This is a genomic window from Halomonas campaniensis (assembly GCF_002211105.1).
Classification (GTDB): Bacteria; Pseudomonadota; Gammaproteobacteria; order Pseudomonadales; family Halomonadaceae; genus Vreelandella; species Vreelandella campaniensis_A.
Genome location: NZ_JPUA01000026.1, coordinates 126,452 through 138,086, shown reverse-complemented (window position 1 = coordinate 138,086; position 11,635 = coordinate 126,452). Strand labels below are relative to the sequence as shown.

General features: G+C 55.3%; 11 protein-coding genes. 3 read left to right on the top strand and 8 right to left on the bottom strand.

The genetic code is table 11. The features are described 5' to 3' along the window. Nucleotides 1-92: 92 nt before the first annotated feature. From JI62_RS09445 to JI62_RS09410, 8 genes are all read right to left on the bottom strand, one after another. Nucleotides 93-1,121, bottom strand: coding sequence for a septal ring lytic transglycosylase RlpA family protein (locus JI62_RS09445; RefSeq protein ID WP_088699919.1), 1,029 nt, complete (start codon nt 1,119-1,121; stop codon nt 93-95). Continuing rightward, on the bottom strand, nt 1,118-2,176 hold the full coding sequence (mltB, locus tag JI62_RS09440) for a lytic murein transglycosylase B (protein WP_088699918.1): 1,059 nt from the start codon (nt 2,174-2,176) through the stop codon (nt 1,118-1,120). The genes JI62_RS09445 and mltB overlap by 4 nt, the downstream gene beginning before the upstream one ends. Nucleotides 2,177-2,272: 96 nt before the next feature. Beyond that, nucleotides 2,273-3,433 carry a rod shape-determining protein RodA gene (rodA, locus tag JI62_RS09435; RefSeq protein WP_088699917.1) on the bottom strand — a complete coding sequence of 387 codons (1,161 nt, stop codon included), beginning with the start codon at nt 3,431-3,433 and terminating at the stop codon, nt 2,273-2,275. Nucleotides 3,434-3,436: 3 nt separating this feature from the next. Beyond that, entirely contained in the window at nt 3,437-5,344 is a 1,908-nt protein-coding gene (gene mrdA / locus JI62_RS09430; protein ID WP_088699916.1) for a penicillin-binding protein 2, read from the bottom strand. Between the two features lie 88 nt (nt 5,345-5,432). Continuing rightward, nucleotides 5,433-5,900: a 23S rRNA (pseudouridine(1915)-N(3))-methyltransferase RlmH gene (gene rlmH / locus JI62_RS09425; RefSeq protein WP_088699915.1), complete on the bottom strand. Its 468-nt coding sequence runs from the start codon at nt 5,898-5,900 to the stop codon at nt 5,433-5,435. Continuing rightward, complete coding sequence (gene rsfS / locus JI62_RS09420; protein ID WP_088699914.1) at nt 5,897-6,283, bottom strand: ribosome silencing factor; 387 nt, start codon at nt 6,281-6,283, stop codon at nt 5,897-5,899. Before rsfS ends, rlmH begins: the two co-directional genes overlap by 4 nt. Before the next feature lie 79 nt (nt 6,284-6,362). Further along, nucleotides 6,363-7,022, bottom strand: coding sequence for a nicotinate-nucleotide adenylyltransferase (gene nadD, locus JI62_RS09415; protein ID WP_088699913.1), 660 nt, complete (start codon nt 7,020-7,022; stop codon nt 6,363-6,365). Nucleotides 7,023-7,031: 9 nt separating this feature from the next. Then, nucleotides 7,032-8,339 (bottom strand): glutamate-5-semialdehyde dehydrogenase, encoded by a 1,308-nt coding sequence (locus tag JI62_RS09410; RefSeq protein WP_088699912.1) that lies wholly within the window; start codon nt 8,337-8,339, stop codon nt 7,032-7,034. Between the two features lie 196 nt (nt 8,340-8,535). Here JI62_RS09410 and JI62_RS09405 point away from each other — a divergent pair, with 196 nt between their 5' ends. From JI62_RS09405 to JI62_RS09395, 3 genes are all read left to right on the top strand, one after another. Further along, on the top strand, nt 8,536-9,390 hold the full coding sequence (locus JI62_RS09405; protein WP_088699911.1) for a hypothetical protein: 855 nt from the start codon (nt 8,536-8,538) through the stop codon (nt 9,388-9,390). Then, entirely contained in the window at nt 9,387-10,319 is a 933-nt protein-coding gene (locus JI62_RS09400) for a diguanylate cyclase domain-containing protein (protein WP_088699910.1), read from the top strand. Before JI62_RS09405 ends, JI62_RS09400 begins: the two co-directional genes overlap by 4 nt. A 41-nt stretch (nt 10,320-10,360) precedes the next feature. Next, the coding region (locus tag JI62_RS09395; protein WP_240513196.1) for a bifunctional DedA family/phosphatase PAP2 family protein at nt 10,361-11,635 on the top strand (1,275 nt) is incomplete at its 3' end.

The following is an 11,635-nucleotide window of genomic DNA, read 5'->3' as shown; positions in this document are numbered from 1 at the left end:
TCTCACTTACTTGAAAGCTTGATTAAAAAGCTTATTTGTAAAATATGGCGGCGCGTAAGACGCGCCACAAGAAATAAATTAGGAGGGATGAATTATCGCACAACAAAGACCTGGGGGAACCCTGCTTGGCGCAGTGTTTCTCGCGCTTGAAGTTCTTGGCCCGAAGTAATGGGCCCCACTTGAACTCGATAAACATCCGCATCGTTCATAATCCGCACCGCGTGGGGCTGCTCACCTTCTAAACGCTGCTGTAACTGCTGGGCACCTTCCGGATTACCTAACGCCGCGATCTGTAAATACACTACGTCACCTGTTTCATTACCTGTTTCATTTTGGCCTGATGACGACTGCGTCGCTGGCGCTTGAGACGAGGGTGCAGATGTTGGTGGCGCAGACGCCACGGCCTGAACAGGCGCAGGTGAAGCGCTGGACTCACCCCGCGACGTCTCCGCGACGCTTGGCTGTGCGGGAGCGCTACCCACTCTGCCCCGATCGGCTAGCCACTGCTCAGGGTTGATCGCTTCCACTTTCACGGAACCGGTACCATTGTCGAGGAAGCCTAGGCGGGCGGCTGCCGCATAGGAGAGATCGATCTCCCGGTCACTATGGAAGGGACCACGATCATTTACCCGAACAATCACCGACCGCCCGTTATCCAGGCTGGTAACCCGCGCAAAGGTGGGTAGAGGCAACGAACGGTGCGCCGCCGACATTTTATACATGTCGTAGATTTCACCGTTTGAGGTCGCGTATCCATGAAATTTTTCACCGTACCAGGAAGCCGTACCGCGCTTCTCATAGCCCGTTGCATCTGGCAGCACATGGTAGGTTTTACCCCACACCTCATAGCTAGGACGGTTACCTGATCGAGAAGGCTGCTCGATGCGCGGCTCGGCATCAGGCACTTTAGTAACATCCGGTGGCTCAAGGGGGTAAGCATCGCCACTCATGGCATAGCGACCGCTGCTGTTGCTGGCCGCCGATGACGTAGGGGCTGCCGATGGTTTACTAGAGCTAGGCGCGTCTACTCGTTGGGTTTCATTACTGGCACAGCCGGCGACCAGGGCTAATAAAGCGATCATGCTCCCTGCCCGCTGGGCCATCGTCAGTTTGCTATTCATGCCTCATCCTCATGCAGCTCAGCAATCGCTTCCGCCAACTCGGTGACAGCCATGGCGTAGAGGTGACTGTGGTTGTAACGGGTAATGACGTAAAAATTAAACTCACCTAACCGGTATCGGGTTTCCCCATCGGCGAATTCAAGTGCCAAAGGTATGACTAACAAATTATCATCAAGAGACTCTTCAGCCTCAATACCATGGCCAGCCAACTGCGCAACACTCACCGTAGGAGGCGACGTTTGATTGAATGAGAGTTCCTGCAGTAGCTCTACGGGTAGTACCTCTGGCCCCCTTGCCTGGTGGTAAATATCCCCACCTGGCTGCCAGTTATGCTCAGCAAAGTAATTGGCAACACTGCCAATCGCATCGACCGGGTTCTCCCAAAGATCCCGCCGCCCATCGTCATCGAAATCAACAGCATAAGCTTGGTAACTGGTGGGAATAAATTGCGGATAGCCCATGGCCCCTGCATAAGAGCCGCGTAGCTCGGTAGGGTCGACCTCCTGTTCGTAGGCAATGCGTAAAAAAGCCGCTAGCTCACCACGAAAAAAAGCCCCCCTTGTCGGGTGGTGAAACGCCAGTGTGGCAAGCGAGTCCAGCACTCGGTGTTGGCCTTTATGTCGGCCATAGTAGGTTTCAACACCAATAATGGCAGCAATAACCTCTGCAGGTACGCCATAGGTGTTTTCGGCTCGCGAGAGGGCATCGGCATGCGCATCAATGAACGCCACCCCCTCTTCAATACGCTGCTGGGTCAGGAAAATATCGCGATACTCATGCCACTTAAGGCGACGCTCCGCGGCTCCTTCCATGGCATCCAATACACTCTGCGTGTATTTAGCCTGCCCTAGCGCTTCTTCCAGCCAAGCCTGGGGAAGCCCTTGTTCGACCAGCTCTTCCATCAGCGCTTGGCTATCAGCATTCTGCTGGGGTGCAAAATGCTGTGGAACAGCGAATTGAGATCCTTGTGAAGGCTGATCGGCAAACGTGGTCGTTGTCCAGCACATCAGCGCGGCCAACACATAGCAGCTCGTCTTCCCTTGAACCTTGTTCATTGGTTCTCCACTGTTGAGCTATTCATTCCAGAAACATCCATGCCTAAGCTTTTCATTGACGAGCAACAAGGCGTTGTTTGAGAGGGGCAGCGTTGCCTACCGTGACAGTAGCCGACGATGAGCATGTATTGACATGAGAATACCGAAACCCGCTAGCAAGGTCACGCTTGAGGTGCCGCCATAACTCACCAATGGCAGCGGCACCCCTACCACGGGTAAAATGCCGCTTACCATGCCCATATTGACAAACACGTAAATGAAAAATGTTAAAATGATGCTCCCCGCCACCAAGCGGCCAAAGGTATCTTGCGCTGAGCTTGCCATCCACAAACCACGGCTCACAATCAATAGGTACATGAGCAGCAGCGCCAGCATACCGACCAAACCAAACTCCTCACCCAAGACAGCAATAATGAAATCGGTGTGCCGTTCAGGCAAAAACTCTAACTGGGACTGGGTGCCCTGCAGCCAACCTTTTCCCCATAGTCCGCCACTGCCAATAGCGGTGGTCGACTGAATAATATTCCAACCTGACCCCAATGGATCGCTTTCCGGGTTGAGAAACGTCAATACCCGCTGGCGCTGATAGTTATGCATATTCATCCAGAGCAGCGGCACACCCGCAGCCCCCAGGGCGGCAATAAACCCGATTAAACGCCACGATAAACCCGCCAACAGCACGACGATCAGGGCAGCGCTGGACACCAGTAGCGAGGTGCCTAAATCTGGCTGGATCGCGGTGAGCACCACAGGAACGCCAATAATGACACCGCATACCACAATATCGCGCAGGCGCGGCGGTAGCTCGCAACGATTTAGGTAGGCAGCGACCATTAACGGGGCCGCCAGCTTCATCATTTCCGATGGTTGAAAACGTATCACGCCAGGAATCACTAGCCAGCGCTTAGCCCCCATGCCCACATCGCCCACCACATCCACAGCCACCAGCATGGCAACCCCGACGCCATACGCCAGCGGCGCCCAGCGCAAAAAGGTCGATGGCGAAAACTGGGCAATAATCACCATTCCAACCAACGCGATTCCAAAGCGCATACTTTGACCAATCACCGCATCAAGGGATTGCCCTGAAGCGCTGTAGAGAACGATTAAGCCACTGCCCATTAAAATCAGCAGCAAACCCAGCAGCCAGGGATCGAGATGGATTCGCTCCCAGATACTCTTGCGCCTGGCGATGCCACTTTCGGGTGGTCGTACAGGATGGCCACGCATTGATCGCGCTATATAATGCCAAGGCATGGTTTAGTTACCCTCCACATTGGCATCATCTTCTTCCAGCACTTCGCGCACTTCCTCAACATCGGGGGCATCATCTTTGAGCAACCATGCATCCGTCATGGCCCGCGCCAGGTGGGCCGCGTGGGTACTACCGCCGCCGGCATTCTCGACAATAACGGACACGGCAATCTGAGGATCATCCAGCGGGGCAAAAGCCATAAACAGCGCATGGTCACGTAGCCGCTCTGCCAACTCGTCGGCGTTGTAACGCTGATCCTGTCCTAGCGAAAACACCTGCGCCGTGCCAGATTTGCCGCCCATCCGGTACTCAAGGCCGACACCGGTTCGGCGTGCAGTGCCTTCCCGGCCACTCATCACTTTCTCCATACCGCTGAATACCCTATCCCACCAGCTATCATTGGCTAGCTGTATATCATTCAAGGTATTGGGTAGATCACGTGGAACGGGGGTATCACCAATCTGGCGGGCCAGCCTCGGTTTCACCCAGTGACCGCGATTGGCCAGGGTTGCCGTGGCGCTGGCGAGCTGGAGAGGTGTGATCTGCCAATAGCCTTGCCCGATCCCCACCGAGAGGGTTTCGCCGGGGTACCAGGGCTGATTAAAGCGCGCACGCTTCCAGTCTCGCGAGGGCATCAAAGCGGTGCTTTCTCCTTGTACGTCATGGGCCACCCGCTGGCCAAAACCAAAATTACTCATTTGTTCATGCAAATTATCAATGCCCAGGTCATGGGCCAAGGTGTAGTAGTAAGTATTATTGGAGACGGCCAGTGAGCGCTCCATATCGACACGCCCATGCCCCCAACGTAGCCAATTTCGGTAGCGACGGGAATCATTAGGCAGCTGGTAGTAACCGGGGTCATTGATGGTACTGTCTGGGGTGATCACCCCTTCGACCAATCCTGCGAGCGCCAGAAACGGCTTAATCGTAGAACCTGGCGGATAGTGACCACGAATAGCGCGATTAAACAGCGGCAGGTCGAGGTCTTCCTGCAATCCTCGATAAGAGTCAACGTCGATCCCGGTGACAAATTGATTACTATCAAACCCTGGGGTCGATACCATTGCCAAAATTTCGCCGGTGGCCGGCACAATGGCCACAATAGAGCCGCGACGGCCATCCAGGAGCTCATAAGCCAGCATCTGCATCGACTTGTCTATGGTTAGCGTTAGATTCGCCCCGGGCACGGGATCGGTGCGGCCAAGTTCGCGCAACACTCGGCCACGGGCGTTCGTTTCAACTTTGCGCAAACCTGCCTGACCGTGCAGTTCTTCTTCGTAAAAACGCTCAATACCGGTTTTACCAATAAAGTGAGTACCCGCGTAGCGGCCCGCATCCAGCGTTTCCATCTCTTCCGCGTTAATACGCCCAACATAGCCTAAGGCATGCGCCATTACTTCTGCATCGGGATAATAACGCAGCGGCTGGGCCTCTATCTCCACACCAGGCAAGCGGTGTCGGTTAACCGCCAGGCGCGCGATTTGCTCTTCGCTTAGGTCACTGGTAAGTAGCGCAGGCTGAAAGGGGCGCTGGCGTTGGCGTGAACGCACATTGAATGCCTCAATTTCTTCCTCTGGCAGCTCAAGCAGATCTACCAGCAGCGCCAGGGTTTCGTCCAGGTTATCGACCCGCTCGCGTACCAGCGTGAGGTTGTAGGTAGGACGGTTTTCAGCCAGCAGCACGCCATTGCGGTCATAGATCAAGCCGCGGTTCGGCGGCAGCGGCTCGACGCGAACCCGGTTATTTTCGGAGCGCGTACTATACATATCATGCTGGACGATCTGTAAATAAACCAAGCGACTCGTTAGCAAGCAGGCAAGCACAAAAACCACTAGCACCGCGAGTAGCGCTCTAACACGAAAAATACGCAGTTCTTGCTCGGAGTTTTTTAGCGTGTTGGGGCGCTTGAGCATGGCAACGATGACTCTCAAATCAAACAATCAAATCAAACAAAAGGCGCAGCAGGGCATAACAGTGATCGCCTGCCATCTCAGTCAGCCGTTAGCGGTGATAAGGGTGACCTATCAGTAATGTCCAGGCACGGTAGAGCTGCTCGGCAAGCATTATCCGCACCAGCGGATGGGGCAGCGTCAGCGGGGAGATCGACCACTTTTTATCAGCCATCGCCGATAGCGAGGGCTCAAGGCCATCGGGCCCACCCACAAGCAGGACAATATCGCGCCCGGCCATGCGCCAGGTGTCGGCTTCCTGTGCCAACTGCTCGGTGGTCCATGGCTTACCTTTAACTTCCAGGGCTACCACGTATTCGTCGCCACGCAGCTTATCGCGAATACGCTGCGCCTCTTGGGCGCGCGCTTTCGCGATATCTGCATTCTTGCCACGCTGGCCGAGGGCAATTTCCTCTATCTCGAGATTAAAATCTCTCGGCAGCCGTTTGCGGTAAGTATCGACGCCCTCTTCTACCCACCCGGGCATTTTGCTTCCCACCGCTAACAGCCGGATCCTCATGACATGCTGGCTCGCTCTTGAAAGCGCTCAAGCGATTCGCCAATTGCCCCTGAATCGCTGGGCAGATCGGCCCACAGACGCTCCAGGTCATACAGCGTGCGCGCCTCAGGCATCATCACATGGACAACAACATCGCCCAAGTCAACCAGCACCCAATCGGCGTTATCGCCACCTTCAACGCCCAACGGCCCTAACCCTGCGGCCTTGGCTTTTTCCACGACGTTTTGTGCCAGCGCCGCCACATGACGTGTTGAAGTGCCGCTGGCGATCAGCATGAGGTCAGTTACCTCGGTTAATTTGGCAACATCCAACTGCGTGATGTCACGTGCTTTCAGTTCTTCTAGCGCGTCAACGACTAGGTTTTTCAATGTATCGATGTGCATGACTCCTAAAGACAACCTTTAGTGGTTAATCGGTCAATAAAGCCGGCCATTGTAACGGCTTCTTTGATGACTGCCAGCGCTATTCGCGCCGACGATAAAGACCGCCCTGCTCAATGGCCCGTTCAACGGGATCTGGCAGCAAATAGCGGACACTTTTCCCCGCCTCTAAACACTCACGAATGTAGGTTGCAGAGATCGCCATCAGCGATGGCAATTCCAGCGACAAATAACCGCCAAATGGCCGCTGCATCAATGTCTCTACGCTATCGACTCTGCGATGCTCTACCAGTTCCATTAATGATGCCGGTAGCGGATCGTTATAGCCCGGCCTTGCAATCACCACTAGATGGGCAAGCTCGAACAAGCGCTCTGGCCGATGCCACTGGGTGAGCCTAAGAAAAGCATCAAAACCAATCGCCATCACCAGACGCGCCTGGTCGCCGACCTCGGCGCGCAGCTCCGCCAGCGTGTCGACGCTGTAAGAGGGGCCTTCACGGCGCAGCTCGCGGGCATCGGCAACCAGCCCGGGGGTATCACCAATCCCCGCAGCTAACAGTTCAAAACGCTGCTGCGCAGAAACCTGGGGCCGACCACGTAACGGTGGCTGTTGGGCGGGTATCATATGCAGCCGATCAAGCGACAGCGCCTCATGCAGCTCCACCGCGCTGCGCAAATGGCCCAGATGAACAGGGTCAAAGGTACCGCCTAACATGCCGATACGTTGTTCCGCTTGACTCATCTCACCACCCTATTCACGCACCTGGCCGTCACCGAACACTACGTACTTCTGCGTGGTTAGGCCCTCTAAACCAACAGGCCCACGGGCGTGAAGCTTGTCGGTAGAAATGCCAATTTCGGCACCCAGCCCGTACTCAAAACCATCGGCAAAGCGGGTCGAAGCATTGACAATCACCGAACTGGAGTCGACTTCCGCCATAAAGCGACGTGCCAGCGAGTAATCCTGAGTAACAATGGCATCCGTATGGTGAGAGCCGTACTGCTCGATATGGGCAATCGCCTCATCGATACCATCGACCACTTTTATGGCCAGTACGGGAGCCAAATATTCGGCATACCAATCGCTCTCTTCGGCTGCTGCAGCCTGGGGTAACAGTGCCTGGGTTCGCTCACAGCCACGCAGCTCGACTTCATGCTCAGCATAAGCACGGGCTAACTCGGGCAGTAGCAGATCCGCAACCGGGGCATCCACCAGCAGCGTTTCCATGGTATTGCAGGTGCCGTAGCGATGGGTTTTTGCATTGACAGCAATGGCTAACGCCTTGGCGGGGTCGGCAGTAGTATCGATATACACATGGCATACGCCATCGAGATGTTTAATGACCGGTACGCGGGCATCACGACTAATACGCTCAATCAACGACTTGCCACCGCGGGGAATAATCACATCAACGTATTTCGGCATACTGATCATTTCCCCCACCGCCGCACGATCAGTGGTGGCTACCACCTGCACGCTACCGGCAGGCAGGCCCGCATCCGCCAATCCCAACTGGATACAGGCGCTAATGGCAGCATTGGACTGACTGGCTTCCGATCCGCCGCGCAAAATACAGGCATTGCCTGATTTCAGACACAGGCTCGCCGCTTCCAGGGTCACATTCGGCCGCGACTCGTAAATAATTCCGATGACACCCAGCGGCACGCGCATTTTGCCCACCTGGATACCACTAGGCCGATAGCGCATATCGCCAATTTCACCCACCGGGTCAGGTAAGCCCGCCACCTGCTGTAACCCTTCAATCATGGCATCTATACGCGCGTCGTTCAGGGCTAAACGATCTAACAGCGCGCTCTCCAAACCATTCTGGCGGCCACGCTGTAAATCTTCAGCGTTGGCGTCCAGTATTTGGCCTCGCGCTTCAGCCACGCGTTTTGCCATGGCCAACAGAGTACGGTTTTTTACCCCCGTATCCGCCCTGCGCAGTTCACTAGCGGCACGCCGCGCCGCCTGCCCCAAGGCCTGCATATAGGCGGGCACATTTTCGGCAGATAAATGCTGAAGGGCCTCGTCTTGGAACGGTGTTGAAGCGCTCATAGTGTCTCCATGCGAAGAGTGCTTTAATTTTTTAATTAGCCGAATGTAGCTGTTTTCTACGTTTTGCTTATGTTACGTCATTTCGCCGTTATACTGAGGGCGATTAAGGCGCTAGTGTGTCGCGTACCTTTATTATCCTACAATTACTTTACTTGATGAGACACATCTGGTTATTCAGGACGAATAATAAGTCACCATGCAAAGCAAGTACAAAATCCGCCTACTACGGGCCAATTTACTAGCCGCGGCCGTAGCCCTGGCATTATGGACACCTGCCACGCCCCCCGCTGCGGCCCTCGTGCTGTGGCTATCTGTCGGCTGGTTATTTATCACCGCGCTAATGCTTGATTTTAGCCATCGCCGCTCACGGGGATTACCGTGGCAAATTGTGCCTGGTGCACTGCTACTGGGTTTAATTGCGGCGGCCCCAGAGCGGCACGGCATTTTAATCTGGGCGTGGGCGGCAATGCTGATGCTGCCACAAAATAATTGGGTAGCTGCTTTCAATCTCAGTGCTGGGCTGATCAGCTCTGTAATGGTAGCGCCGCTGTTGAATGCGCCCGCCTTTATACTACTGATTTGCTCTCTGCTGGTACTGGGCCTGCTGGCTTTATCCAGAGCACAGCAGCTTATCGATATGAATGGCTCGATTCGTCAACGCCTGCGCTTGATCCCAGGCCTTAACCTGTGGGCAGGTGAGCAGTTGCTGCGCGATATCAGCCGGGAACAAACGCGCTGTGAACGGGAAGGTGTCCATGCAGAGCTATTCATTTTACATGTAAAACGCCACCAACTCTGGCCAACGGCGCAAAAACTGTGCGAGTTAACCTACGATTTTGAAAATGTTTACCGCTTAAGCAGCACAACGCTGGCGACATTGATTCTCGCCAGCTCACCTAAAGAAGCCTCGCAACGACGCAGCCTACTGCTCGCCGACTTACCCGACAATATCGCCAGCGAACACCTTGAGTTAATTGATATCGAACCGGCAAAGCTTTCGGTGCATGAGATCAGTAAACTACCGGCTGAACGGGTGCGAGAGACAATATGAGCGAGCACTATATTCCCAATCGGTTGATGACACTCGCCTATGCGGCCAGCATCCCACTCATGGCAGGCTACGCGCTCTGGCTATATGCCATGGGAGATTACCGCGACCTGTTGATTCCCACCTTTATGACGCTGCTGCTAATGTCGGCCCTGTTAATGCATATCGGGCATGGGGTAAAGAGCTACCTACCGCGCATTATTCTACTTTGCGGAACCTATTCGGCCGTCTTGGGCGCTTTTTATTATCAGCCTCAGGTATCGCCTATCTGGCTAGGCCTGCCGATTACCGCTGCTTTTTTACTGCTACCACTCTGGGCCGCATTACTGGTCAATATCGGGATCGGGCCTTTGTGGTGGCTGCTTCCCTCGGTCTCCTCGGCCCCCCCGGCCATTATCGTTGGCTATGCAGCCTTGACGCTGCTCCTCGCACTCCCACGCTGGGAACATGCGCGGCGTCGGGCGCTTCTGCGGGCAACAGACCCCAATGATAGCGATTGCAGTGCCTACCACATTGATACGCTAAAAGAGCGCTTACATAGCGAGTTCCAACGCGCTGCAATGCTCAATCAGCAACTCGCGGTGCTGGTGCTGCATTTACCGCAGCTGGATATGGCAGAAGAGCAGTTTGGCCACCGGGCAAAAACGGCACTGCTGGGGGCGCTGTGTGGTGAAGTGAATAGCCGTTGCCGCGATCATGACGTGCTTGGGCGCGCGGACAGTGCCACTTTTTGGCTCGTACTTCCTGACACGAGCGAAAGCGGTGCGCTGCTAGTGCGCGAACGTTTGCAAAGAGCACTTTCACAGCGCGTCTTAGTAGAAACCGGCCAATTGGAAGCACGCATTGCGGCCTGCCTCCCTAGCCGTACAGAATACTTCGCGCACTATGTAAAGCGCCTGGAAGCACGCGGCGCCGCCCTAGCCAACGTCTAGCCCTAGCTTTTCATCTCAATTTTCTGACGGTGGAGTTCTCTGTGCCGCTAGCTGATATGCTCCATTCATTAACGCCATCACCGCCGCTTATCATCTGCCTGGTGCTGGTCATTTCATTAGTAGAATCACTGGCCCTAGTGGGGCTGCTGGTGCCAGGGGTGGTGTTGATCACCACCGCAGCTTCCCTGGCGGGCCACCAGGATATCGGCCTAGCTTGGTTAATCGGCGCCGCCTTTATCGGCGCAGTGTTAGGCGATGGGATCAGTTTTTCGCTAGGTTTCAAGCACCGAGAACAGGTCACACAGCGATGGCCACTGTCTCAGCATCCCGAATGGTTAGGTCGCGGGGCGCGCTTCTTTCAGCGCTATGGTATTTGGTCGGTGTTTATTGGCCGCTTTGTCGGCCCGGTAAGGCCGATTATTCCACTGGTGGCGGGCATGATGCAGATGTCACCAAGGACGTTCGTTTGGGCCAACCTAACCTCTGCGGCGCTGTGGGCACCAGCCTATGTACTGCCTGGGTACTTGCTGGGCCGCACCTGGCAGCACCATCTAAATCTGCCGCCGGGTTTAGAGACGGCACTACTCATATTTGCAGCCATAGTTGTCACGCTTGCCGTCATTTTCTCATGGGGCCGACATCAGGCGACAAGGCATGGGCGACTTTACCGGACAATTGCCGGAAGCATTCGTCGCGTACCGCTGCTGCGTCGACCTTGGCTTGCGATGAGCCAAACCGGTGATGTGCCCTTGGCCTCGCTACTACTGCTGGTCATAGCGTTGGGCAGCTTGTCTGGCTGGACATTGCTGATCATTACCCACCACGGCCCGCTGGAAATGGATCTGCTCGTTCAGCAATTGTTCGCCATGTTGCAGAGTGATTTTTCTTACCTAGCGGGGAACATATTTGCCCGAATTGGCGACACCCTGGGCATTATCGCCTTAATACTACCTTGGGCGGCGTGGATGCTGTTGAGTAGGAGATGGGAGGCTTTACTGCACTGGTGTGGCGCGTTTGCCGGTGTCGCCCTTTTAAACACAGTGGGCAAAGGGCTGTTTGGCCGCGCTCGCCCAGAGACGCCGGACTACTTGATGGGCTCTTTCTCCTATCCGAGCGCCCATACGTCAACCACCGTGGTGCTCGTCGGCCTTGCAGCTGCCTTCGTCGCGGCCGAGATACCTCGTCAAAAACGCTTTTGGGTATATTGGATAGCACTCGCACTGGCGCTGCCCATGGCGCTATCAAGGCTGGCGGTCGGCGTACACTGGTTCAGTGATCTGGTGGGCGGTGCCCTACTCGGCCTGGTCATCTGCGCG

Coding starts and splice junctions, on each gene's coding strand:
- JI62_RS09445 (WP_088699919.1), bottom strand. CDS start 1,121: ATGAATAGCAAACTGACGATGGCCCAGCGGGCAGGGAGCATGATCGCT.
- mltB (WP_088699918.1), bottom strand. CDS start 2,176: ATGAACAAGGTTCAAGGGAAGACGAGCTGCTATGTGTTGGCCGCGCTG.
- rodA (WP_088699917.1), bottom strand. CDS start 3,433: ATGCCTTGGCATTATATAGCGCGATCAATGCGTGGCCATCCTGTACGA.
- mrdA (WP_088699916.1), bottom strand. CDS start 5,344: ATGCTCAAGCGCCCCAACACGCTAAAAAACTCCGAGCAAGAACTGCGT.
- rlmH (WP_088699915.1), bottom strand. CDS start 5,900: ATGAGGATCCGGCTGTTAGCGGTGGGAAGCAAAATGCCCGGGTGGGTA.
- rsfS (WP_088699914.1), bottom strand. CDS start 6,283: ATGCACATCGATACATTGAAAAACCTAGTCGTTGACGCGCTAGAAGAA.
- nadD (WP_088699913.1), bottom strand. CDS start 7,022: ATGAGTCAAGCGGAACAACGTATCGGCATGTTAGGCGGTACCTTTGAC.
- JI62_RS09410 (WP_088699912.1), bottom strand. CDS start 8,339: ATGAGCGCTTCAACACCGTTCCAAGACGAGGCCCTTCAGCATTTATCT.
- JI62_RS09405 (WP_088699911.1), top strand. CDS start 8,536: ATGCAAAGCAAGTACAAAATCCGCCTACTACGGGCCAATTTACTAGCC.
- JI62_RS09400 (WP_088699910.1), top strand. CDS start 9,387: ATGAGCGAGCACTATATTCCCAATCGGTTGATGACACTCGCCTATGCG.